Raw genomic sequence first — 24,803 nt, forward strand, 5'->3', positions numbered from 1 at the left:
TAATGGCCTTTCTTCGCAGAGAAACCAATACATCCTGTTCTACAGAACCTGTGATAAACAAAGTAGCAAGACCTCATGACGCTCTTTGCCTCCGAGCAGAGAGATTTTTGCGAAGCAATGGTTTCAGTGTGGCATTTAGTGATCGCTTTCAGGCTGGAGTTGCAACTGGTGAAAAGCCTGACGCCATTGGTTTTCGTAACGGATGCTCATGTCTCATTGAGGTTAAGTGTTCTCGTTCCGATTTCCTGAACGACCGTAAAAAGCATTTTCGCATAAACTCAGAGCAGGGCATGGGCGATTGGCGTTTCTTTATGAGCGAACCGCACATCATCAGTTCCAGTGATTTACCGCAAGGATGGGGATTGCTGCATGTCATTGGCAGGTCTGTAGTAAAGGTGCATGGATGGCCGCCTAATACGATGTGGTTTGACCATAAGCCATTTCTTGCAAACAAGCAGGCAGAGTGCGACTTTTTATATAGCGCACTACGTCGTATTAAGCATCTGGAACCGGATAACTTAGCTCAGGAATGACCGCATAGCTTATAGAATATCTTAGCGAAATAAAGGCCGCAGATGCGGCCCTTTTTTTACAAGCTTCTCTGTTTTTGCCTCTGTGGTTGCGGTACTTCTACCTTTCTCTCTGCTACCTTCTCCAGCACTTTATTTCTTGCCATATGAACTGCCTGACTGAAAGCGTTTTCGAGTCGTGCTAAACCACGATTAACGGGTGACAATCCAAGCCCAAAGGTTTTATCAAACTGCGCCAGTTCGTTCTTGTTAATTGATACCTTTTTACTGTCTAAAGCAATTTGCTGAAAACCATTCTGGTGCCTCAGACTGTCAAACAACTTGCCTTTATTGTCCGTCACAATCTTGAGATTTAGTGTTGATTTAGTCAAAACGTTTTGCAGTGCTGCCTGAGTAGCAAAGTGTTTTTTCCCTGACTCCATCAAGGTAACTACGTTTTCAAATCGCTTATCTTTTAAGTCATAGAAATTACTTGTATAGCCGTATTCAAGGTGCTTGAAGTTATTTGTATCCAGCCTGACCTCACGCCCGTTCTGCATCGAAAGGTGGATTATATTTTTTTCAATGCCTGTAACTTTTCCAGTTAACTTCGTGGGAACATTTTTATCAGCATCTATCAAACGCTCTTTGAGTGCTGTTTTGTTGAACCGTATTTCTTCACCAACTGATATTGATTTTTCTTCCACATGATAGACCCGGACACTATTACCTCTGCTACCTGCAATGTCATCAGCGTTAAGGCTTAATACCTTTCCCGTTGAAATCGACAGGAGAGTTAGCATGTTCGTCTGCGGATTAGCTGACGTCACCGTGAAATATTCACCTTTTTCGGCTCCGCTCCTTGCGCTCTCAAACTCAATAACCTGCCCCGCTTTGTAATACTGAGCACGGCGTTTTTCCATTGGGTCAAGGTTAGCGTTACGGTAAAGAGTTGTCGTCAGTTCTTCCCCCTTCAAACGGCCTTCCACTGCAAGCCCTTTGCGGATAAGGGCATCAACTTTGTTTCTTGTGAAATAGTCAGGAATGACTACGGCTGTCTTTTCCCTGTCATTTTTGGGCAAGTTTAGGTAGGTATTGGCGAGTGCCTGGATTCGCGCCTTTTTGCCTTCTGCGTGATCATCACCGGCATTTATCGTTTCAATCATTCCGTCGATGTGTTTTAAAGCCTCATCGACTTTGCCCTGAGCTATCGAATCCGTCGCCAGGTTGATATCAGCATTGCGCGAGCGCTGGGACTGATCGAGGTTCACTACTGACACATCATTTTGCATAAGAAGTGCCGGTACGTTACCCCATGAAAGGGCATTTTCTGAACGGTCTGCAACAAGCATTATGCGAGCGCCTGCATAACGCGCTGTCTGCTGTAATCTCAGCATATCGTCAGAACCTAGCTGTGAAGCATTCTCGACGACCCAAACCTCTTTTCTGGCCTTTACCCTGTCATTTAACGCAATGCGCTCCTCAATGCGGCTTACGTGCGCGTAGACGTTCTGAGCGTCACGTACATTTTCACGCAACTGGTTAACCCCTTCAGTATTGGTGCTGAACATTCTCACCTTATAGCCGCTGGTTTCTGCGAGAGAGCGGCCAACACCGCGCATCAAGTCTTTATGACCACTGTGATCTGTACCCAGGACAAGTATGGTCTCGTCGCGGTTAGAAAGTAACTTTGTCAGCGCCACCGCTGCCTCTTTCGTTACAGGTTCACAATCGCCGGTTGCCGCACGTTCATTCCGTGCTTTTACAAATGACTCAACAACGCTTTTACCCGCTATTGCGGGTATTCGCTCTTTACCCTGAATCATATGGCGAACAACCTGCGCCTCTGTCCTTATGTTCGTGGGTAGCGTGTAAAAATGCTCCGATTTGCGGCCTTCGCCGGATATGCGCGACAAGCCCAGATCGCCGCGATTCCTCATTATGGCTATGCCCTTCTCCACATCGTGTACATCATAGGTGCCAATCGTGTGCTTGAGCACTTCCTTGAGTAAGTCCGTATGGCTGAATACGCCTTGCTTCAGAGAGAGCTTTTGGGTCACAAACTCAAGATCAGCAAATAGGTGTTTGAAATCAGGGCCAGCTACATCACTCTTTTTCTCGCGCTGTTCCTGCAATTGTGTGGCTTTACGAATCAAATCAGCTTGCGACATACCGCTTAATGACGTCGTTTTGTCGGCCAAATGCTCACCGAGTTTTTTGATGACTTTTTCCTGATCATCCACATAAAGGTGCGCTTCGTGTCTCGCGCGACTCAGCGTTACATAGATAGACCTGAAGTTGATAAGATTTCTGCGCCACGATTCCACCACGCCCATTACCCTGTCAACCGTCTTGCCTTGTGCTCCGAAAGCTGTCTGCGCATAGTTGTAATCGATGTTATGAGCCTTATTTGTATCGAGCACTATTTCAGTACCATCGGTCTTAATTACTGTTAAAGTGCCCTCTGTTGCGTTTACACCTTTTACTGTGACCTCATCCCCGTTTCCCAGCCCTAACTTTTTTCTGGACTTTGTCACACGCAGGGTTTCGCCTTCAGAGACGTTTATCTTTTCTTGGGTAAAAACATCCAGGCTGAATTTACTGTCTTTTGGCAAGGCTGAGGGATTCAGGGTTTTAACTTCTCCTGCTTTGTTTTTAAGTTCCAGTGTGTCGTTAGTTTTTGAAACCACTTCCCAGAACTCCCCAGCCTTAAACTCTTCATGATCTCGCTGAAATTCAATATGCTGCGATTTCGCAAAGTAACGTGCATCGCGGCGCTGGGCGGTGTTGAGATTGGCGTTCACAAGAATGCTAATTGAATGTTCGTTGGCCGAAAGTTCGCCTGCTTCTACTCTGGAATCGTGAACTGAACGGTTAAATTCGCTACGCCCTTCGTTATCAGGGATGATGACCAGCGTTTTTACACGTTCTTCGGGAGTCAAAGCAAGATAGTCATCCTTGATATCACGCTCCTCAATCTTGTGTACATTATCCCTGATCTTCTCAAACGTTTCAGACCAGTTCTTATCTATCGAGTGATATACAGATTGCAGAAGGGCAGCATTTTTTTGTCGAATGATCGAAGTTACATGTGAGGTTTGCATGCGAAACCCCTGAAGAACAGAGAATGCCTTACCCCATTCAACAGATTCAAGCTGTTTGCTGTCACCAAGCAATATCAGTTTCGCGCCGCTGCGCTGCGCTTCATCGATTAGTTTGAAAACGTTATTACCATTGATCAGCGATGCCTCATCCACAATCCACACTTCACCGGTAGAAACTTCGTCTCTCTTACGCTGGAACAGGAATGTATCAACAGTTTTTGCATCGATGCCGGTCTCTTTTGCGAGCGTGTCTTTAGCTGAACCTGTGGGTGCAAATCCTTTGACCTTGTAACCCTCTTTGCTGGCATAGCCTATCAGACATTCAAGCAGCGTCGTCTTGCCCGTTCCTGCAAACCCCTGAATGCCAGAAACCAGATCCTTATTGGTGGCCGTTTGTATGATGGCCTGACGTTGGTCCTCTGAAAATTTGAATGGTGAACCATATTCTTCTGACTTGCTCTCTTCAAACGCAGCAATATAAGTGCCGATTCCAGCCTCATCTGCAATCGCTGGCCTCGATTCCTTACCGCTCAGCATGATAGAAACCATCTGCCTTTCTGTTTCGAACGCATGAGGAGTTGTAAATGCAAGCTCGCCAGGCTTTGTGCGTGACGCACGGGTAAGGAGTTCGCCGCTCTCTACCATAGCGTTATAAACCTGCTCGATATCTTCCTGAGTTGTCTCCTCCCCTATTCTGAGGCGCACGACTTCCTTTGTAAGATCTTCAGCGTTAAAAACAGCTTCAGACTCTGCCAATACCCTGTAGGCAAGCTGAACATCACTGACGAGCGTTTCTGACTGCGCGGTCAGAATGTGACGTTCGGAGTTTGCCTGTTTACTCTCTACAGTGAACGTAGGATAAGCAGCTTCATACAGTGATTCAAAATTGGCACGCTCATAATCAGTTTCCCGCTCCTCGCCATCATTATTGTCTGACCAATCAGATACATCCTCTATTTCCTGACGCCTTTGAGCCTTGGCCGGATTGCTCCCCACATTTTCCGCAAGAGGCTGTTCGCTCAATTTAGGTGCAGTGTTATCAATCGCCCTCTCAATAACTCCCTTCAGGTCTGCACCTGACTCAATAGCTGTATCTTTCCATTCTTCAAGCAATGCTTGCCTTTCGGGTGTTTTTTTTGAATCCCGACTATAGACTGTCGCCTTCTCAAGTGATTTTTGATCGAATAGCCCGCGTTGCTTCGCAGATTCCAAAACCTGCTTTCTTCTTTTCGATAAAGAGCCGATTAGAGAATCAGGTACGCCCTTAATTTCAAAGAACCCTTTATCGCGATCTGTAATCTCCAGGTCGTACCCTAACTGTTTAACTTGATTGGCTAGCTCAAAACGATAAATAAGACCTGCCATCATTTTCCCTTCATACATTCGAAGGGTCTCTAAGCTGCGCCACTGTCCATCTTTATCGACAACCGCATTCATAATTACATTGTGCGTATGCAATTGAGGATCATTTTTACGTGACTCTGTATGCGTAAAGCTAGCAGCAGTTAAGTTATCAACCTTTTCGTATTTAGTTTCTCCCTTCTCTGTAATTCTGGTTAATGCATGATTCTTTTCGATATAGGCTATTGCTTTTCTGTTGGCTTCAAGATGAGCTTTAACAATTCTTTCATCGCCTCCGACCAGAGCCAGAATTGATACGCTCTTAGGGGCTGAGAATGTAAAGTCCCATGCTGGAACATGTTTAATTTCTCCACCTGAGCCGTTTCTTCCTAACTGAATGTCTGGTGTTACTCTACCATCAAGCAGTTGTAAGAATTTTTCATCATTAACATTACCTGAAAGCCCTAGATTTCCTGCTCCTTTTCCGTTCCATTCAGAACCAATATCGCCTCCATCCTGAGAATAATACTTATCAGGTGAATTATAATAGGTTGTGGCTTGCGCAACATTCCCGACTTTCGTGACACTCAGCATATTAGAATCCTATATCAAGTTCAGATGAGATATTGCGCTCGCCAGATTTTTCGGCTGATTGAGTCTCGGGTAAAGGTGCGCTTCCCTGTTCACGCTCAAAGGCCATAGCCATTAAATCAATACCGTCGCTTATACCTTCTCCTGAGTCTGAATCACTTTCAGAGGATGCTGCATAAGTGCTTGCAGAGGCTGTGGCTGCGGCCCCGCTTGCTCGTGCGTCATTGGCCTTTTTCTGTCCTTCCCAGCTTCTAATATCTTTAAGATTCTTTGACTGCGCATCTTTGTTGATTTCGGCAATGATCGCTTCAGGACTGTCCTTGTTATCAATGTGAAAAGCCTTCATGCTTTCAGCATTTTTCAGGAAGTCAGCTTCAAGAATTGCAGGAGCAATTTGCTTCATACCATCATGCTCATATTTGATATGAGATACTGGCAAGCCTCGGTTAAGTTTTAGATAACAGTGGAGGTCGTTAAGCGCGAAAATCTCGCTCGCTAAAAGTAACTGACCTTCCTGTTGGCTATGATTGACACTAACAGCGTCTCTTACATCATTTGCACCAAAACTGGTGTTTTCATTCGCAACTTCTTTCTCTCTGTCTCCCAACTGATAGGCTGACCATTTTGCACCATCCATGCCATTAATTCTGAATGCCCCGAACGTTCCCAGAGAATCGAAGAAAGCCTTCCCGCCCGACTCTCCCATAAGCTCGTAAATCTGAAAAGGAGACTGGAATCCAATCACAGGCATGGCACCGAATTTGCGGCCTGTGTTAATAAGATTAGGAAGTGACGGAAGTTGATTTAGTGTTTTGAGTTCATCTATCAGTACAGCTATAAGGCGATCTTCATCGGCTTCTAAAGAAAGAATTGCTGAGATTGCAGACTCCAGCATCATTGATATAGGTGAACGTAAAGCCTCCATCATGTCATCACGCACAGTAATGAACACAGTCACATCACTGTCTTCGTCTCTGGCCCACTCTTTAAAAGAAAATCGCTTACCTTTTGTATGTGCAAAATATTTAAGATTTCGCGTATAAGCAGTAACAATGGCCCTTACGGAAGATGCAAGTTTTTCAGCATCCACGTTGATAACGTTACGGGCATCTGTATCAGCCAGTACACTTGATATCTGGTCAGCGCTCATCCTGAGAATGGTGTGCATCAGATGCGCCATTTCAGGCTTCTCACTTCTCAGTGAGAATGAATGTGTTAAAGATGAAAAGAACAATTGCGCCGAGAGAGTCCAGAAAGGATCGCCACCTGTGGTTGAAGGTATTGCAGCCTTTGCTTGTCTGTCGAAAACCATCTCATGATTGCCTTCGCACCATACATCCCATGAGTGAGATCGTGCATCAAAACAATTAAGAATGACGTCGATACCGGGGCGATAAAATCGCTTCACAAATTCCCCGGAAATATCGTACACAACAGCCTTTTTCTTCATCGCCCTTACCTGACGAAGAAGATCACGCATGGCGTTGGATTTTCCTGTTCCCGGAGAGCCTGAAAGTCCTATCCCTGAGTTTTCCTGAAAGCGTATAAGTGGTATATCTGCAATGCGAATCCTCGAATCAAGCCCGGTCTCCTTAACCTTCATTATCGCAGCATCGCGCAACTTCTCATGTTCAGCGAGTTCGCTACCCCTTACATGCTCATCCCGCGCTTCTTTGCGTCCTCTTTTTACGAGATAACGAAACAGAATGTAGGCCGAAGCCAGCGCTATTACTCCAGCGATTAAGCCACCATTTAGAAGGTTGCTATAAAGTGCTTCACCATGCTTTTGCATGAGTGGACTTTCCACGATAGCCTGATTGGTCGTTACGATAGTTTGACCGTTAGGCAGAGTCAGGTTCGCAGAACTAGTTTTGAGGTTTAGGAAGTCGTATTGAAGCTTGCAGAAGTAGTATTTAAACCCCATGTAACGATCAAGGGTATTTGTCAGGTAGTAGCCTAAGAAACAAGAAGAAACGACGTAAACGCAAAGCACAGCCCTGAAGTAACGCTTCAGAGTCTGATGTAGCATTCGCAGGAAGTGGATTAACGTTTGTCCTCCCCTGTTCAAATCTACCATTGTGCTTCTGTCTGCCTGCTTATTTTGCATGGTTTTCTCCTGTACCTAGTTGCTCCAGAATGGCTTCAGCTTTTTGCTTGGCCGGTGTGAAAATGGCCCTGTTTAGATATTCGGTAATCTCGGTATCACTGCCATCGGGATCGAGTTTTTTCATAAGCTCAAAAATGAAGTGAGTAAGCTGGAAGGTGGCAGTAGCCTGAAGCTTCAGACTCATGTCAGACCGTGCGCTTAAGTGGCTTGTATCTCTCAGTGAAGAGATAACTAGTGAACGAGCGTAATCACTTGGTGATACGTTTCTGCGTGCAGCTTCAGCCAGGATTAGCTCCTCCATGTCTGCTGCAAGCCTGAATTGAAAGTTATGTCTTTTGACCGCCATGCTGTTTCTCTTCTTGATGATACATATTCGTATCATAGCATGACGATCATGCACCTCTAACCCCTTTACTGCTGCGGAGTGAATCCTTTTAGTGCATGACAGCTATGAAATAGCAGTCATGCACCCCAAAGCCGCGCCCTGTGCGGGTTTGGGCTTAGCATCGCATGATGCGTTGGGTGTGACGGATTTTCGTGGGGTATACAGCCGAACCGGGCACTGATCCGCGTTTTTCCCTTGGTTTTGTCCTTGGTCACTGTTTCGATGCATCGTCAGGTTCCAGGAGTCGAGCGCTATGACGTTGAATGCGCCGGTTTGGAAAACCTGTCGTTTCCTGTGACCCCCTGCCAGAATCGTTCTGAGGAGCCTAAGTGCATGTCGCAGCAGCGGCACCGCCGCGACTGCCCCCAAAATCCGGGCGCTGGCCGTGCCGTACATCCGCAGCAGCGGCACCGCCGCGACTGCCCCCAAAATCCGGGCGCTGGCCGTGCTGTACATCCGCAGCAGCGGCACCGCCGCGACTGCCCCCAAAATCCGGGCGCTGGCCGTGCCGTACATCCGCAGCAGCGGCACCGCCGCGACTGCCCCAAAATCCGGGCGCTGGCCGTGCCGTACATCGGCAGCAGCGGCACCGCCGCGACTGCTCCTAAAATCCGGGCGCTGGCCGTGCCGTACATCGGCAGCAGCGGCAACGTCGCGACTGCCCCCATAATCCGGGCGCTGGCCGTGCCGTACATCCGCAGCAGCGGCACCGCCGCGACTGCCCCCAAAATCCGGGCGCTGGCCGTTACGTATATCGGCAGCAGCGGCACCGCCGCGACTGCCCCCATAATCCGGGCGCTGGCCGTGCCGTACATCGGCAGCAGCGGCACCGCCGCGACTGCTCCACTAATCCGGCATCAGGCGGTGTGCGCTGGCGGCAGCGTAAACGACAGCGACCGCCTCCCCGTCCGGGCATCGGGCGGGGTGCGCTGGCGGCAGCGGCATCGACAGCGACCGCCTCCCCGTCCGGGCATCGGGCGGGGTGCGCTGGCGGCAGCGGCATCGACCGCGACCGCCTCCCCGTCCGGGTATCGGGCGGGGTGCGCTGGCGGCAGCGGCATCGACCGCGACCGCCTCCCCGTCCGGGCATCGGGCGGGGTGCGCTGGCGGCAGCGGCATCGACCGCGACCGCCTCCCCGTCCGGGCATCAGGCGGGGTGCGCTGGCGGCAGCGGCATCGACCGCGACCGCCTCCCGTCCGGGCATCGGGCGGGGTGCGCTGGCGGCAGCGGCAACGACCGCGACCGCCTCCCCGTCCGGCATCGGCGGGGTGCGCTGGCGGCAGCGGCATCGACCGCGACCGCCTCCCCGTCCGGGCATCAGGCGGGTGCGCTGGCGGCAGCGGCATCGACCGCGACCGCCTCCCCCGTCCGGGCATCGGCCGGGTGCGCTGGCGGCAGCGGCAACGACCGCGACCGCCTCCCCCGTCCGGGCATCGGGCGGGGTGCGCTGGCGGCAGCGGCAACGACCTCGACCGCCTCCCCCGTCCGGGCATCAGTCGGGGTGCGCTGGCGGCAGCGGCATCAGTCGCGACCGCCTCCCCCGTCCGGGCATCAGGCGGGTACGCTGGCGGCAGCGGCATCACTCGCGACCGCCTCCCCCGTCCGGGTATCAGGCGGGTGCGCTGGCGGCAGCGGCATCACTCGCGACCGCCTCCCCGTCCGGGCATCAGGCGGGGTGCGCTGGCGGCAGCGGCAACGACCTCGACCGCCTCCCCCGCCCGGGTATCAGGCGGGGTGCGCTGGCGGCAGCGGCAACGACCTCGACCGCCTCCCCCGTCCGGGTATCAGTCGGGGTGCGCTGGCGGCAGCGGCAACGACGGCGACCGCCTCCCCCGTCCGGGCATCAGGCGGGTGCGCTGGCGGCAGCGGCAACGACCGCGACCGCCTCCCCCGTCCGGGAATCAGGCGGGTGCGCTGGCGGCAGCGGCATCAGTCGCGACCTCCTGCCACTTCCAGGCGTAAGGTGGAGCTTATTGGTGGCTGCTATATGACGGCTTTTTATTGCGATGTAAGGGCTGATTATTTTCTCTCATACTAAGCGATCAATAGTGTGTCAGTTGTTGCTCTAATTGATTTGCGATCTTATGATACCTATTCGTATCATTAGGAGTTAAAAAGATGGCTAAGATTGTTTCTGCAACTGAAGCGCGACGTAAGAAGATCCAGTTCGCGTGTGATGGGGAATTGAAGGACGAATTTGACAACCTGAGAAAAGAGCTAAACGAACTGGGATTGAAAATCAACCTAAACGAAGACTTTGAAAGAGTCGTGAGAGGGGCGATAACGGAAATGAAGAAAGCCATAGCGGCAAAGCTGAATCAGTCAGAACCAGTAAAATCTGTAGCTGCGGATTAAGTCTAAAATCAGGTCTGGAGAACCAGACCTGATTATTTCTAATAAGCTATTTTTTTTCCATTACTTTGTGAACAATTGCCACAATAACTCTCCATACAAGAGGCGCAAATTTTATTCACCGTAGGTGGAGAGAATGAAAATTCACTTTGTACCTTATTAAACACATTGCGGAAAACATCTTCATGATGCATTTTCACGCCAAAATTGGACGTCCATCCTTTAGACCAAATGCAAAAGCCATGACATAAATCCTCCCCTGTGGCTACTATCAAAGCTTCGTTGAAATGCTTTTCAAGCTGGGTTACAAAAGCTTTTCGGGCTAACAGTTCCAAATTTTCGCACTCGCGCGAACAGTCGATATAGAAAAGTTTGATATTCTTTACAGTTGATATTGGCGTTCTGGTTTCAACAATACGCATAATTTTATCCCGGTTAGCGGCCTAATGCCTGATGAAAAGACTATTAACTTACAATCTGAAGCTGATCATTAAACTTAAGCCCAACTCCTGCTTTGTCTTCGAACCTGGAAATGTATGAAACACCATAAAGATGCAAAGATTCGATATGTGATTTAGTCACGCAAGATGAATAATCGTGCCATACACCAGGCTGATCACGTTCTGCAAACCGCGATGGTTTATAGTGCAACTTTAGAAACTGATAAACTTCATCAAAATTCATTTTGTTTTGGTTTTGTGAAAGATTCCTTGGGCCTTTCGCTGCGCCCTTGACCTTGACGTTGATGTTTTGCTGTGACATGTCTTTCTCTCCCGTTGTTGTTGCTGATGATTCCCCGTTCCCCCCGCCGCAAAGCCCGAGGTGCCTCACGATTCCTTGGGCCTTTCGCTGCGCCCTTGACCTTGACGTTGATGTTTTGCTGTGACATGTCTTTCTCTCCCGTTGTTGTTGCTGATGATTCCCCGTTCCCCCCGCCGCAAAGCCCGAGGTGCCTCACGGGCGGCAGGTGACTGTCACGGGGGAACGGCAAAGCCGCAGCCCGGAGGGACCGGGTGCAGCCGTTCAGCGCCAGCGACCCTTGACCGGCACAGCCCGTGTGGCATCGTCAGGCGCGGTGGAGGGACTCGGGGAAGCGTCACGGCAGAGAGGTAAGACAGGGCACAGCATTTCTCACGCAAGGCGTGAGCCTTCAGAGGGAGCCTGCGACCGGTTATTGCGACAGCCGTCAGGCTGGCTGCATGGCCCTTTTGCGCGACAGCCGCAAGGCTGGCTGCACGTCTTTGACCTCAGCCATCAGACATTAGCCGGTAGGCCCGAAACCCGCCTGCGGGGTTCGGCGGAGCTTAGCGGCTTGCCGCTTAGCGGAGTATGGCTCGACGACCCGGCAGCGCCGGGGAGCCGAAGGGGGCCAGTTTACGGCTGTTAATGTTGACGTTGATGTACGCGCATTCAACATTGACATGCATCTAATACAGCAAGATAAAAATCTTAACGATATGAAATACATTTATTTTTAATAATTTTGGCAGCTATGAAAAGCACTGGAGGGGTGATGCCGGTGCGGCAGCACCGGCTTTTCCCGGCCCGAAGGGCCAGAGGCTTTTAGCGCCCCTGAGTTGGGGCACCATACTGTCAAACTTCAGTAGAACCAATCCAACAGCCATCGAGATATGCATCTGCGCCATAGAATAAATTTTGTGGCTGTATATTTGATAAGATCGCATGAGTCCATCCGCTTTCAGGTGCCACTTGTGAAAATATCTCTGTTGCACTGTCCAGAGTTTTGATCACAAGTGTTGACTGTAGATGCGCTTTTAAAATGTCTGGTTCCCCAGGTTTCACATCAGTTATGTATGTAATTCGTGGCATGATTTAATTTTCCTTTGCGCAAAGTGAAAATAGTTAGATGGCGACTTTATCAGCCGCCATTTTTACGTTATCTCATGCTGCCGTAATCGGTTATGCCTCCACATGATGAACACTCTGTTTTATAATATCGATTCAGTGAGCCTCCCTCGACCCGCTCAAATTCAGTTTGCGTTGCCGCAGAACCGCATACAGAACACTCACAATCAAAGGTGTAAGCTTGAAGCTGTTCACCAGGCGCGATACAGCCACCGTAGAATCGCTGGCCGTTTAAACTCCAACCTTCATCGGATGCATCACAAGTTTTTTCCGTTTTTGCTTCATCAGCCTCATCTTGCAAAAACGCTAAATGCTCCTCATTGAACACAACTGAAATATCTTCGGGCATGTGTTCAAGCCAGCATGATGGATTCAAAATTAAAGCAGCATTTTCAATACTTTCGAGGATATCTAATCCGTGTTTTCCGAGATTGCTATCACTCCAGACAAGGTCTGAAACGCTTTTGAAAAGCTTCTCAGTTCGCATCCTTATTTCATGCATATCCAGATCTGCCACTGTACTTATAAGCGCTAAAAGCGTTACCGCTTCACCTTCCAGGCCAGCGAGTTTATGCACCATAGAGACGTTTGTAGTCGTACTCATGCGGTTTCCCCCTTAGCGATGAAAGCAGAGCATTTTGCAATAATTTCGCTATGTGCCATTCTGACATTATCGCGGAAAGTGAAGTAACGGCGCTCGCCTGTTACTTCGTCTTTAATGAATGCAAAAATGTCAGTGATATTACCTGAATACATTTCACGGAATTTAAATGAGTCAGTCCCGCTACCTTGTTTCCAGTCGATAGGCCAAAGACATTCCAGCATATCGTTATACCTTTCCTCAGTGATCTCACTCACGTCAGTTTTGACTAACTCCTCAGTCAGCGCAATGGCTTCAGCAAAAGAGGTAATAATCATGCTGGGATATTCTTCCCGATATTCCTCAAGGGTTTTATTAGAGTATTGACCAACATACGAGCCATCACGAACAACTACAGTGTCCTGAATTGATGTTTTTCCCGGAATGTATAAAACCAATTCAGACACTGGCAGGTGAGAGTATTTATTAATAAATGACGTAGTTAAATCAGCTTTCATAAAATTACCTTCGGTTAGTGGCCCAATGCCATGCAGCTATTATATTAAAATCCGGGCAAATATACCAGGCTTAACAATATTATTAATTTAATTCTTTTGATTTTCCTCATGCATAGGATGAATAATAAAACTTTTTGTCATTTGTTTTTTTGTAAGCGTTCTCGCATTCGTCTATAGCAATCATGGGAACCTGTGCGCATTCCTTTACACGTCTTGTTAAAGGATCTCCGATAAAATCACTCTTTACAGGTTCTACAGTGCCGCTCATAGCGCCCGATGCAGTAATTTGCTGACACCGGATTTCCTGAACGACGACCGTGCTTTTTCCCTTAAGATGCGTTACCTGGTAAAAATTGATGTTCGTTTGTTCGTAGCCCCAGGATGAATAGAAGATATCGCCTGTTTCAACAGTCCCATTTCTGAAATTCAATATTTTGTTTTCAGCCTTTAAACATGCATTCCTTGGGCCTTTCGCTGCGCCCTTGACCTTGACGTTGATGTTTTGCTGTGACATGTCTTTCTCTCCCGTTGTTGTTGCTGATGATTCCCCGTTCCCCCCGCCGCAAAGCCCGAGGTGCCTCACGGGCGGCAGGTGACTGTCACGGGGGAACGGCAAAGCCGCAGCCCGGAGGGACCGGGTGCAGCCGTTCAGCGCCAGCGACCCTTGACCGGCACAGCCCGTGTGGCATCGTCAGGCGCGGTGGAGGGACTCGGGGAAGCGTCACGGCAGAGAGGTAAGACAGGGCACAGCATTTCTCACGCAAGGCGTGAGCCTTCAGAGGGAGCCTGCGACCGGTTATTGCGACAGCCGTCAGGCTGGCTGCATGGCCCTTTTGCGCGACAGCCGCAAGGCTGGCTGCACGTCTTTGACCTCAGCCATCAGACATTAGCCGGTAGGCCCGAAACCCGCCTGCGGGGTTCGGCGGAGCTTAGCGGCTTGCCGCTTAGCGGAGTATGGCTCGACGACCCGGCAGCGCCGGGGAGCCGAAGGGGGCCTAATAATGGTTGAGATCTGTGTCTAAAAAACCTGTCAATCAGAGCACTGCTTTTCCAATTTTTACTAAAGCGTACAGCCCTACCCATAAAAATACGCCATATTGAAAACTAGCCAGGAAAAAGGCACGTACAATTACATCTGAATCACCACTTTTTAGTGACTCATAAATGAACTCGCCCTTACCTATAAGACCACTATTAACCGTGGTATCAACAGCATTTACAAAGGTGATTAAAAACCCCATTAATAGAAGACAGGGGATAAATTTAATAATTTTATTAACACTCATCATTAATCCCTTAAATGCTAAGATTCAATAATGCCTCAGCAGGTATTTTAAAGCTTCTATGAAGTTTGATGATCATCGGCAGTGTAAGGTTGCGCTTCCCGTTTACTACTTCATAAAAACGGCTGGTAGTACCAAACACGGGTTTCATATCAGTGGCCGTAAGACCGGCCTGCTCCATGCGAAACTTGATGGCTTCAATTGGGTCGGGCGCTTCAATCGGATAGTGCTTTTTTTCGTATTGTTCGATAAGCGTTGCCATTACTTCAAGATAGTCACCTTCCTCGGTGCCAGGCATCGGGTCAAGCTCAACCAACGGTGCAATTGCATTCAGTGCTGCTTTGTAATCTGCTTCTGTATGAATTGGTTTTATGTTCATAATCACTCCGGTTCAACTGTATTTACGTCGATCTTATCGTATTGGGCGTGGGTGCCGACAAATTTTACGAATACGACCCCTGTGTTATAAGCAATAGCTACGACAAGACGATAATCGTTGCCTTTGATATTGAATACAACGCGTCGGTTTTTCAGGATACTGGCGCTCCCGTATAAATCTTTAATGTCTGCTGGTTCTTTCCAGCTAACCTTTTTGACTTCGTCAAGCCATGATTTAAGTGGTTGTTCTGCATCGCGATAAAGTTTATTTTCCCAGAAATTGCGCAACGTTGCGATTGATATAACTCTCATGGCTTCCTCTCACTGTCCCACTACGGGACTAAGATTCTATTATAGTCCCACTGAGGGACTTTTCAACTTATTTTTTCCAAATCAGAACATCTGCTGCCAGCATACAGCACCTGAAGTTAGCGCTTATTCGCTAGCTTGTTGTAATTAAAATTTGCGCAAATTTAAATCATTTGACGATATCCAGCTTCTTAAACTTAAAGCTATGAGGGCGGGTGTATAAACACCCGCCCTCATGCATGGATCATGGCTGGTTCGCTACACGTTAATGAATAGCCAGATTCCGTTGCCTGATTTGCTCTCTGACAAGCGTCATAAACATCGTCCATTCATGTACAGGCATGGCTGGCATTGAGGCGCGACCGTTCACCAGGCCATTTACAAATTCTTTTGCATGTGTGAGGATGTGTTCTTCAGTAATCATGTTGCCTCCAGAGTTGACGTGATAGTCATACGCCCGCGTATGACGGATGAAAGAGCAGGGTTGCCCCCTGCTTTTTTCATTTCTTCAAAATTACATGTGAATTTTTAATTTTCTCGATGATTTCGGCGTGAGTCAGTTCCATGTCATCTCTCAGTGCATAGAATTTCCCCTCCCACTCAACGAAAAAATCAACAACACCGCCAGGGTATATTTCCTCCATCTGGAAAGAGCATCCTTCTTTCTTTCCGGGATTCTGCCATTTTATCGGTGGCAGCACTTCCAGCATGTCTGTGAATATTTCCTCTGAAATTTCAGTAACCGGCTTGCAGTTCAGGTGATAGCGGATCAGTTCAAAATCTTTGCTCGTTATCAACACTAAGTCGGGATGTTCCTGCTTCATGCTTGCCAGCCCGATACCGGCAATTTCTAGATCCCACTCTTCACCGTTCCAGTGGGCATACCAGGCTGCATCTGCTTCAGGGCTATACCAAAGGTATCCTGTATGGTTTTCAAAATGATTCCTTGGGCCTTTCGCTGCGCCCTTGACCTTGACGTTGATGTTTTGCTGTGACATGTCTTTCTCTCCCGTTGTTGTTGCTGATGATTCCCCGTTCCCCCGCCGCAAAGCCCGAGGTGCCTCACGGGCGGCAGGTGACTGTCACGGGGGAACGGCAAAGCCGCAGCCCGGAGGGACCGGGTGCAGCCGTTCAGCGCCAGCGACCCTTGACCGGCACAGCCCGTGTGGCATCGTCAGGCGCGGTGGAGGGACTCGGGGAAGCGTCACGGCAGAGAGGTAAGACAGGGCACAGCATTTCTCACGCAAGGCGTGAGCCTTCAGAGGGAGCCTGCGACCGGTTATTGCGACAGCCGTCAGGCTGGCTGCATGGCCCTTTTGCGCGACAGCCGCAAGGCTGGCTGCACGTCTTTGACCTCAGCCATCAGACATTAGCCGGTAGGCCCGAAACCCGCCTGCGGGGTTCGGCGGAGCTTAGCGGCTTGCCGCTTAGCGGAGTATGGCTCGACGACCCGGCAGCGCCGGGGAGCCGAAGGGGGCCAGCATGCCGTTTAGGGGGAGAAAAATACTGAAAGTTGCGCATGCGCAAAAAGAGGAAATTGTGAGGTCACACTAACGAAAATGTATTGAACTAAGGGCTTTGCAACTTAATTTTTACGCTAAGGAACTGGCGAAAAGCTTCCCTGCCGGGTGTTCATAAATTCGCCACCTTTTAACTCGGTGAGATCTTTGGCTGTCCATTCCTTCTGGGCTACAACACGGCGCGAAGCATCTGGCATGATTCTGTAACTGACATGTGTAATGACGTAAGAGCCATCATTTTTTTGGTAGACAGTAAAAATGAACTCTTTCGTATTTTTTGTATGAGTATTCTCGAATATAACGTTCATTATTCACCCTATTTAACTTAGCAGCACGTATTGTATAAGCAGCAATCAACGCCTTACAAACTAAAAAACCGCATCCCTGCGGCTATATAGAACATCAGCTAAAACTGCCGGACAGAATCGTAGCGGCCAGCTTAATACCCACAGCCTTTTGCGCCTTTACTGTTGCAATCATGTTGCCAGTATCAGGATTAACACATATGCCCTTCCAGTTTTGATGTTCAAAGTAGTTAGACTGGGCATTGCACGTATCTGATTTCATGTTCTCCAGCATTGTGACTACTTCTGTCAGTGAATGGCGCTCAAGGAGTATTTTCATGGCAAACCCAAACCCTACAATACATACGGCATGGAAGGTAACGAACCAGGACTTATAAGAAGCATAAGCAATCTCTGTCCCCTGCCCTAGCTGGGAAAATTTCACCCAGGCACTCCAGATTGAAAACAGTTTTGACTCTATGGTTTCTGCGTCGTCATCACTGAGAAACGCTATAAAGCGATTAGTAGCATCGCATACAGCTTTGTAAGAAACGTAGTAATTATTGATTTTCCCGGTCACGACAGGACGCTCAAAATCTGTCTTTCTGTGCAGTAGAGGATGCGAACTGATTACCTCTTTCACAAGCTGACTGACCTCATTGGAACGGTTATATGCAAGATTGATCGAGGCACTCGGTTTTGAGGCATTACTGTTAATGTCGGAAAAGAATTGTTGCCGGGTCGGTAGATCTAAATTCTGTGTGAGCACTATTGTCACCTTATGAGTGGCAAGGCGTGTATCACACTTTACCGCCTGCACAATGCCGCCCTGTCGGTGTTGACCGTCAAAAAGGACTGTTCGCGCTTCCATCGGAAATGTCACCTGGCCTAAAAAGGTCTCGCCCCATAATTCAATCTGCAATTCACCATCGCAATTACCGATGAGCGGGGGAACGATAAAAGGTTTATCATGCTCTACTGCATCAAGAAGATATTTAGCAAAGTCGTTTACGCGTTTCGTGCTACGTTCCCGCTGACTTCGCTCAAGGACATGGCCTGTGTTGTCACACACTAGTAAACGTTCAACATGGGAGAATGGCACCTGAATAGTGATAATTCTCTGACCGCCCTGAACACCAATAAAGCATGGATAAGTAAAATGGGACATTATGAAACTCCAATATTTAGAGGTGAAACGGTCAGCAGACCGTTTCATCATTTAGAATTTATTCAGGCTGGCAGGTTGTACGTAATTTCAATATCTTTAACTTGATTAACATCCCTTAAAATGCAAACCCTTGTGACATTGGTGCACATTTTATTCACCAACATTATTGATTCAATCTGATTGTGGAGGGGGATTTCTTGAAAGAAAGGAAAGTTAAGGGTGTTTTTCCCTCCCGACAATTTATATACACCGTTAAAATGTAATTGCGAAATCCCGTTGATTTCGGTGATTGTGCCAGTGATTGTTTTTCTGTAGTTTTTCATTTTAATTCCTTCCCGAATTGCGGCGGGTGCCCGATATTTAATCTGGCGGGGGTCAATCCCCCGCCAGGTTAACTAGCCATGTAAGGATGTCATGCCTGCACTGCGGCGCTCACCGCTTGTGCCATACTTTTCCCGTAGTTCGTCCTGTTCATGTGTGCGGCGATTGAAAGGCGCTTTATGTTCATTAGGGCGAAAGTACCAAAGCTGCTTTTGACGTGACCACATGCAGCCGAGAGCCTTAAGGGTTTCTTTGTGAGGTCGGGTGTCTCCCATGATCCATACCCAGCGACCAATCTGTTCGTACTTGATGCCCGAAAGCTGATTAAGACTTGCAATTACGCCCACTAACTTTTCATCATGTGCTTCAGCGGCAGCACTCTGAATTGCTTCAATGTTCTGGGTTTTAATAAATTCATACACAGCGTTAACTAACTTCATTTCTTCCGCTGCTTTAGCATTGCCCGGATTACGGTCAGGATGGAGTTTATTGGCGAGACTTCTGTAAGCGCGTTTGATTGAAACTTCTGTGATTTCGCCTGAAATGTTTAATACTGAAATTGCATGAGAAATAGTGATTTTCATTTCTTACCTACTATCCGAATTACGGCGGGTGTCCGGTTTAGGCATTGCGCCTGAAAGCAAATACATTATATATAAACTAAAAAAATTATACCAGGTAGAATTAAGTAATTTTTACTCGGCATGCCCTTTTATCGAATATATATAAGACAGGGCACTTTCTTCATTTTGTCCATGCTCATGAATCTCATTCGTGGCAATATCAAACAGTACGTCATCTGCTTGGCTATCACTTATTGATGCTCCCCCCTCCTGTGCCAATTGTTTAATTTCTTCACGCGTCCATACGATTACAGTGAAAACACCTGCCGGGTAATTATTTTTTAGGTGCGCGGCGACTTCGTCATAATTACCTACAATTGAACCTTTTACAGTCGATTTAATCATATCCCCTTCATTTTTATGACCTTTCGAAAGATTCCTTGGGCCTTTCGCTGCGCCCTTGACCTTGACGTTGATGTTTTGCTGTGACATGTCTTTCTCTCCCGTTGTTGTTGCTGATGATTCCCCGTTCCCCCGCCGCAAAGCCCGAGGTGCCTCACGGGCGGCAGGTGACTGTCACGGGGGAACGGCAAAGCCGCAGCCCGGAGGGACCGGGTGCAGCCGTTCAGCGCCAGCGACCCTTGACCGGCACAGCCCGTGTGGCATCGTCAGGCGCGGTGGAGGGACTCGGGGAAGCGTCACGGCAGAGAGGTAAGACAGGGCACAGCATTTCTCACGCAAGGCGTGAGCCTTCAGAGGGAGCCTGCGACCGGTTATTGCGACAGCCGTCAGGCTGGCTGCATGGCCCTTTTGCGCGACAGCCGCAAGGCTGGCTGCACGTCTTTGACCTCAGCCATCAGACATTAGCCGGTAGGCCCGAAACCCGCCTGCGGGGTTCGGCGGAGCTTAGCGGCTTGCCGCTTAGCGGAGTATGGCTCGACGACCCGGCAGCGCCGGGGAGCCGAAGGGGGCCATTATGTCGCTTTGAGGACAGAGCATGATTTTGGGATGTGCTAAATTATGAAGCCGAAAAACCATCCCAATCATCGTTTCGCTTCGCAGGCCGCGCTCCTGTAGACCATCGATGAAGATCTGAACTTGTTTTGAAAGCCATTCCTGCAATGCCGTGTGACTTAGATGTTGCGTATATAGCACAATTAAAATCACCCTTTCCATTAGCGCCAATACCGCGATTGCCGAGAAGCCACGCAAGATAGATCTGAAATTCAGTTGAACGTAAACCCGCTGCGTTTTGTCCAGCTTTTTTAGCAAGAGATTTGAAATGTTCAAACTCTATAGAATCATCTGAGTAGCTAGCTCCTCTACATTCGGGGAGAACGACAGGTCTACAAACAGCCTTCCTATAGATTTGATAATCACCTTCTAAACAATGTGATTTTCTGTTAATTCTTCCCCACATAGCAAAATGGCATTGATCATGTAAAGGTATAACACTCGGTGCAGCAACTAAACCGCAGCAAATGTCACATGCAGAGTCTTTGTATTTTTCATCACCCAGACTGTGCATGAAAGATTTAAACTCAACAATAAAAAATCTATCGAAAGTTGAGAATAGTGTGTCAGCATTAAAAAAACGGTCTAAACCATTTAGAGGTGCCCTTACATCTATTGTTCCGTAATGCTCACAGGCGCTTATAAATAAATCATCAAACACAGCTTTTAAACTATCTTCTCTGCCTGCCATGTGAAATCCTTACATTGATTAAAATCCTTGAAGACTGCGGATTATAAAACTTTAGCTGTTGGTATGTCATTCCAATTTGTCGTGTAGCACGGTGAAAGTAGTTCACGCCTCATAGAAAAGGAGTTGTCTATACCTTCTCCTGCAAAGAAGAGATGGTTTCCGTCACGAGCGTTAAGCTGATCAAGCACTCTCATTAACTGTTCACTCTTAGGCTTTGGCCGGTGCTCATCAAACAGATTATACTGAGTTTCTTTACCGGAGAAATCGCCCAGCATCACCCCTGCCTTTGCATATCGTATTCCATCGCGCCAAATCATTGCCAGGGCGCGCTGTGACGCCTCGATGATGTCCCTTGTATCTTGCGAGGCAGTATTTAACTTAATAGTGGCTATGTTGCTGTATGGCTCGTCATTTAATGCAAATGGGGAAGACTTTATGAAGACACTGATTATGCGTGCGTACTGCTTTTCGCTACGTAGCTTAGCTGCTGCTCTGACCGCGTAACCACAGACAGCCCTCTGCATGTCATCAAGTGCTGTCACACGACTACCAAATGAACGTGACACAACTATCTGTTGCTTAACTGGCGGATTTTCTTCAAGCCTGAAACAAACCTCTCCGCGTAACTCCCTAACAGTCCTCTCCAGGACAACACCAAAGCTTTTTCTGATTAATCGAGTATCCGCTTGGGCCAGATCATAAGCTGTTTTTATACCCATTAATGCGAGTTTTTTGGTAAGTCGCCGTCCAACTCCCCAAACATCTTCAACGTCTGTCTTAATTAACATACGTTTTATTCTTTCTGTATTATATAACGCTACAACTCCGCCGAAAATATCCCATTTTTTAGCATGGTGATTGCACACTTTAGCTAAAGTTTTGGTTGGTGCTATTCCGATTCCAACCGTTAGGCCGGTATTCCTAAATATCAACTCTCTTAGTTCTTTTCCAAATTCATCGAATGACATTACATTATCAACACTATCAATTTGTGAAAAGACTTCATCTACGCTGTAGATTTCTGTTTTAGGAGATACCGACTCGATTAAATTATAAAACCGTTGGCTAAAGCTATGATACAACGTGTAATTCGACGAAAAAACGGCAACGTTATTTTTCTTCAAGAACCCCCTAAGCTGAAAATAGGGATCTCCCATTTTTATGCCTAATTTCTTCGCAAGTTTATTTCTTGCAATTATATTGCCATCGTTTGAGCTTAAGACCACAACCGGACTGTTATAAAGATCCGGTCTAAAAACTGTTTCGCAACTGGCGAAAGCAGAATTAATGTCGATTAAGGCAAACATATATCTGCCTTTTTAACAATATATGTTACGACACCCCAGATAATTAAGCTGTCCGGGTCTGGATAGATAGGGCTGTACGCGCGATTCATAGGCATAAGAACAGGTTTACCTGACACGATGTTCAACAACTTGACTGTAAACTCATTATCCATCGCGGCTATAACAACATTGCCAGGAACGGGCTTAAGAGACCTGTCCACAACTAAAATATCGTTATCACCTATCCCTGCTTCGATCATTGATGAACCGGACGCTCTGACAAAGAAAGTCGCGTTTCTGTTTTTTACACAGTAGTCGTGAAGATTCAATTCAGAAGCTTCATAGCCGCTTGTTGGAGAAGGGAAACCGGCATACACCGGTTCTGCATAAAAAAATGCATGCTGCTTGATGTCAGCCTTTGATGGTGTATAAATTTCAATCTGCATAGCCCCTCCCTAACACTGTTTTTTTATACAGTATAGAGAGGGTGATTTTTACCTGCAAGATGGAACAGCAAAGACACAGCCCGGAACATGAAAAGACTAAACATTTCAATAAACTAAACCGATGATAGGTTTTTAAATTGCGCATGCGCAACACTATAGCGGATTAGTAACCTAAAAAAATGAGTAGTTCTTGCGCATCAAATTTGTTGCAGTTAGCAGGATGCTTTGAGAAAAACTCCTCTACATCCCGTGTTTCAGTATGATGTTTTTCAAATTCGGCCATGACTCGTTTGCGATCTATCTGCATGTCCTCAGCCGAATCGTAATAGCTTAAGTGTTCCATGAATACCTGCTTGATTAAACGTTATATAATGATTGACTCTATGAAAAAAAAGGCGGCTAACGCCGCCTTATTCTTACATAATCTCAATTAAGTTTTTAAGTAAATACTTCATCGAAGCCAGCGCGTTAGGTGTGATTTTTCTAACCCACGCCCCTTTACGCGACGGACTAAATTTAAAAGCATTCCTTTTTAGCAACGTTCTGACGTCTTCCGCTGGCTTCTCTTCAAATCGGATGATGATCCTATTGTCATCCGTATCATTTTGTACCGTGAAGCCACTATATGAAACTTCTTCTGTATTGAGGCTTTTTGCTTTCTCTATCGCTGAAATTCTTTCTTCAGCAGTTTTTATAGCTTTATTGCTTAAACTCAATTGATAACTTGCAAAACCCTGAGCGCCGTAAACAGGCTCTAATATCTCTTTGATCATTTTTTCAGAATAACCAAGGCAAAATAGCGCTTCCTGTTTGCCTTCGTCGCTTACATTTTTTAGCCTGACTATTTTATTAGCTTCAATCATCATGGCATGAGCTTTTTTCAGGCTTGCTACTTTCTCTGCAAGTTTCATTGTCGCTTCAGGATCGTCTGAGGATATACCACTTCTGCCAACACTATCGGCGCGATTTTCATAGTAATCTGCCGTTTTAGATAATTCACAGCTTTTGTCCATTAAGCGATGGGAACGAGAGAGTACGGCGCGATGTCTTCTTTCGCTGTGATGGCCGATTAAAATAGGTTGTCCAAAGGGAATGTGCGCAACGGCGTTGTGACTAGCATCAAACGCGTCTAATGCTGCCCGACGCTTCTTAAATGCTAAGTCACTGAAGCGGTCCCTGCGTTCTTCAAGACGACGCTCATAATGATTAAGGTGTTCACGCCCTGCCTGCTTAGTAGCTTTTTGTTGCTCTAATGCCTCTCGCAGCGGCTGGAAAGCTTCGGTCAATACTTGTAAAGCTTCCTGGGCACGGATGTTACAGCCAATTGCTGCAACCTCGACCCTCTGGCCCCCAGTTACTTCGGCATAAATTTTAGCGCACTGAAAATCGGTTGAGTTTCGCAAGGCGAAATAACCCGTCATGTTTTCCGGGTAGAAATACAATCTTGCATTAAAATCTGCAAGTAGACTTTCAAGAGGAGGCGTGTTTGGATTAACGACAGGTGATTTTGGGTTAGACATACTTTTTATCTCCGGTTAAGGGCACAATGCCCGAGTATGTATGATTAATTTTCTTTCATGATTATATTACCTGTAAAAAGGTAATAACTCAACAATTTTAAATGCACATCATGCGATAAAATTATTTATTTCTTTTTGTACATCTTCACCTTTACAGTTGCGGGATAAAGTTCTTTGATTGCTTTCCTGTTTTTCTCAAAGATATCTTTCGGATCAACAACAGCATCATCAGTAGTTATGGTCATTGTCCCTAGCTTTATGCCTAAGCGATTGAGACAAGTAATTTTTACTTTTCTACGCATGAGACAGCGCCCCCCTAGATTTAGCAAGGGAACTGACTAAACGCGCCTTTTCATGTAGAACATTGTGGCTTACATTCCGCTTAGGCCCGATGCGGCCAATCTTATTGAGGTGCGAGAAAAGCTCATCGGCAAAGTTGGCCGGGAGAGATGCATACTCCCCTCTTTTCGCCAGTTTGTTGATGACTTCAAGATATGTAAGAGCATCCTTAACAGTATTAAGTCTTACACTATACCTAAGATTATTAAACGAGATTTCTACAGTGTGGCCTTTCATCACAGCAAACATATTACACCTCCGCTTTAATTTATATTACCTTATCATAGGTAATATAAAAATAAAAGCGAATATATTTAATTATATGTT

Annotated in this window: 25 protein-coding genes; 2 read left to right on the forward strand and 23 right to left on the reverse strand. The window is 47.3% G+C overall.

The annotated features are described in order from the left end of the window. The first annotated feature begins 2 nt into the window (after nucleotides 1–2). A complete protein-coding gene (locus tag C1N60_RS23370; protein ID WP_394522086.1) occupies nucleotides 3–533 on the forward strand; it encodes a hypothetical protein in 531 nt (176 codons plus the stop codon). A 56-nt stretch (nucleotides 534–589) separates the two neighbouring features. Here C1N60_RS23370 and mobF read toward each other — a convergent pair whose 3' ends face one another. From mobF to C1N60_RS23385, 3 genes are read right to left on the reverse strand one after another with little or no spacing between them, the layout of a single operon-like run. After that, nucleotides 590–5,548, reverse strand: a complete 4,959-nt coding sequence (gene mobF, locus C1N60_RS23375) for a MobF family relaxase (RefSeq protein WP_394522087.1) — start codon at nucleotides 5,546–5,548, stop codon at nucleotides 590–592. Nucleotide 5,549: 1 nt separating this feature from the next. After that, complete coding sequence (locus tag C1N60_RS23380) at nucleotides 5,550–7,652, reverse strand: type IV secretion system DNA-binding domain-containing protein (RefSeq protein WP_394522088.1); 2,103 nt, start codon at nucleotides 7,650–7,652, stop codon at nucleotides 5,550–5,552. Continuing rightward, nucleotides 7,642–7,998 (reverse strand): hypothetical protein, encoded by a 357-nt coding sequence (locus C1N60_RS23385; protein WP_394522089.1) that lies wholly within the window; start codon nucleotides 7,996–7,998, stop codon nucleotides 7,642–7,644. The genes C1N60_RS23380 and C1N60_RS23385 overlap by 11 nt, the downstream gene beginning before the upstream one ends. 2,158 nt (nucleotides 7,999–10,156) lie before the next feature. On the opposite strand from C1N60_RS23385, the gene C1N60_RS23390 reads away from it, so the two are divergent. After that, a complete protein-coding gene (locus C1N60_RS23390) occupies nucleotides 10,157–10,393 on the forward strand; it encodes a hypothetical protein (protein WP_394522090.1) in 237 nt (78 codons plus the stop codon). 38 nt (nucleotides 10,394–10,431) lie between these two features. On the opposite strand, the gene C1N60_RS23395 is transcribed toward C1N60_RS23390, so the two are convergent. From C1N60_RS23395 to C1N60_RS23490, 20 genes are all read right to left on the reverse strand, one after another. Then, nucleotides 10,432–10,812 carry a hypothetical protein gene (locus C1N60_RS23395; RefSeq protein WP_394522018.1) on the reverse strand — a complete coding sequence of 127 codons (381 nt, stop codon included), beginning with the start codon at nucleotides 10,810–10,812 and terminating at the stop codon, nucleotides 10,432–10,434. A gap of 43 nt (nucleotides 10,813–10,855) precedes the next feature. Then, complete coding sequence (locus tag C1N60_RS23400) at nucleotides 10,856–11,152, reverse strand: hypothetical protein (RefSeq protein ID WP_394522019.1); 297 nt, start codon at nucleotides 11,150–11,152, stop codon at nucleotides 10,856–10,858. An 831-nt stretch (nucleotides 11,153–11,983) separates the two neighbouring features. Then, entirely contained in the window at nucleotides 11,984–12,220 is a 237-nt protein-coding gene (locus C1N60_RS23405) for a hypothetical protein (RefSeq protein WP_394522020.1), read from the reverse strand. Nucleotides 12,221–12,287: 67 nt separating this feature from the next. After that, a complete protein-coding gene (locus tag C1N60_RS23410; protein ID WP_394522021.1) occupies nucleotides 12,288–12,860 on the reverse strand; it encodes a hypothetical protein in 573 nt (190 codons plus the stop codon). Beyond that, nucleotides 12,857–13,354, reverse strand: coding sequence for a hypothetical protein (locus C1N60_RS23415; protein WP_394522022.1), 498 nt, complete (start codon nucleotides 13,352–13,354; stop codon nucleotides 12,857–12,859). The genes C1N60_RS23410 and C1N60_RS23415 overlap by 4 nt, the downstream gene beginning before the upstream one ends. 106 nt (nucleotides 13,355–13,460) lie before the next feature. After that, nucleotides 13,461–13,868, reverse strand: a complete 408-nt coding sequence (locus tag C1N60_RS23420) for a hypothetical protein (protein ID WP_394522023.1) — start codon at nucleotides 13,866–13,868, stop codon at nucleotides 13,461–13,463. 520 nt (nucleotides 13,869–14,388) lie between these two features. Then, nucleotides 14,389–14,643, reverse strand: coding sequence for a hypothetical protein (locus tag C1N60_RS23425; RefSeq protein WP_394522024.1), 255 nt, complete (start codon nucleotides 14,641–14,643; stop codon nucleotides 14,389–14,391). 7 nt (nucleotides 14,644–14,650) lie between these two features. Then, nucleotides 14,651–15,016 (reverse strand): helix-turn-helix domain-containing protein, encoded by a 366-nt coding sequence (locus C1N60_RS23430; RefSeq protein WP_394522025.1) that lies wholly within the window; start codon nucleotides 15,014–15,016, stop codon nucleotides 14,651–14,653. Nucleotides 15,017–15,018: 2 nt separating this feature from the next. Continuing rightward, nucleotides 15,019–15,327 (reverse strand): type II toxin-antitoxin system HigB family toxin, encoded by a 309-nt coding sequence (locus tag C1N60_RS23435; RefSeq protein ID WP_394522026.1) that lies wholly within the window; start codon nucleotides 15,325–15,327, stop codon nucleotides 15,019–15,021. A gap of 262 nt (nucleotides 15,328–15,589) precedes the next feature. Then, on the reverse strand, nucleotides 15,590–15,748 hold the full coding sequence (locus C1N60_RS23440) for a succinate dehydrogenase flavoprotein subunit (RefSeq protein ID WP_394522027.1): 159 nt from the start codon (nucleotides 15,746–15,748) through the stop codon (nucleotides 15,590–15,592). A 76-nt stretch (nucleotides 15,749–15,824) separates the two neighbouring features. Further along, nucleotides 15,825–16,322 carry a hypothetical protein gene (locus C1N60_RS23445; RefSeq protein WP_394522028.1) on the reverse strand — a complete coding sequence of 166 codons (498 nt, stop codon included), beginning with the start codon at nucleotides 16,320–16,322 and terminating at the stop codon, nucleotides 15,825–15,827. Nucleotides 16,323–17,246: 924 nt separating this feature from the next. Further along, entirely contained in the window at nucleotides 17,247–18,296 is a 1,050-nt protein-coding gene (locus C1N60_RS23450) for a DNA sulfur modification protein DndB (protein WP_394522029.1), read from the reverse strand. 62 nt (nucleotides 18,297–18,358) lie between these two features. Then, nucleotides 18,359–18,619 carry a hypothetical protein gene (locus C1N60_RS23455; protein WP_394522030.1) on the reverse strand — a complete coding sequence of 87 codons (261 nt, stop codon included), beginning with the start codon at nucleotides 18,617–18,619 and terminating at the stop codon, nucleotides 18,359–18,361. A gap of 72 nt (nucleotides 18,620–18,691) precedes the next feature. Further along, a complete protein-coding gene (locus tag C1N60_RS23460; RefSeq protein WP_394522031.1) occupies nucleotides 18,692–19,201 on the reverse strand; it encodes a J domain-containing protein in 510 nt (169 codons plus the stop codon). Between the two features lie 111 nt (nucleotides 19,202–19,312). Further along, nucleotides 19,313–19,672: a hypothetical protein gene (locus C1N60_RS23465; RefSeq protein ID WP_394522032.1), complete on the reverse strand. Its 360-nt coding sequence runs from the start codon at nucleotides 19,670–19,672 to the stop codon at nucleotides 19,313–19,315. 526 nt (nucleotides 19,673–20,198) lie between these two features. Continuing rightward, nucleotides 20,199–20,885 carry a hypothetical protein gene (locus C1N60_RS23470; RefSeq protein ID WP_394522033.1) on the reverse strand — a complete coding sequence of 229 codons (687 nt, stop codon included), beginning with the start codon at nucleotides 20,883–20,885 and terminating at the stop codon, nucleotides 20,199–20,201. A gap of 41 nt (nucleotides 20,886–20,926) precedes the next feature. Beyond that, entirely contained in the window at nucleotides 20,927–22,192 is a 1,266-nt protein-coding gene (umuC, locus tag C1N60_RS23475) for a translesion error-prone DNA polymerase V subunit UmuC (protein WP_394522034.1), read from the reverse strand. After that, nucleotides 22,180–22,617 carry a LexA family protein gene (locus C1N60_RS23480; RefSeq protein ID WP_394522035.1) on the reverse strand — a complete coding sequence of 146 codons (438 nt, stop codon included), beginning with the start codon at nucleotides 22,615–22,617 and terminating at the stop codon, nucleotides 22,180–22,182. The genes umuC and C1N60_RS23480 overlap by 13 nt, the downstream gene beginning before the upstream one ends. Before the next feature lie 163 nt (nucleotides 22,618–22,780). After that, a complete protein-coding gene (locus tag C1N60_RS23485; RefSeq protein ID WP_394522036.1) occupies nucleotides 22,781–22,960 on the reverse strand; it encodes a hypothetical protein in 180 nt (59 codons plus the stop codon). Nucleotides 22,961–23,033: 73 nt separating this feature from the next. Continuing rightward, the gene (locus tag C1N60_RS23490) at nucleotides 23,034–24,137 is read right to left on the reverse strand and encodes a DUF3560 domain-containing protein (protein ID WP_394522037.1); all 1,104 of its coding nucleotides are present in this window, start codon (nucleotides 24,135–24,137) and stop codon (nucleotides 23,034–23,036) included. Nucleotides 24,138–24,803: the final 666 nt, after the last annotated feature.

This window comes from Pantoea sp. SGAir0184 (assembly GCF_043544755.1).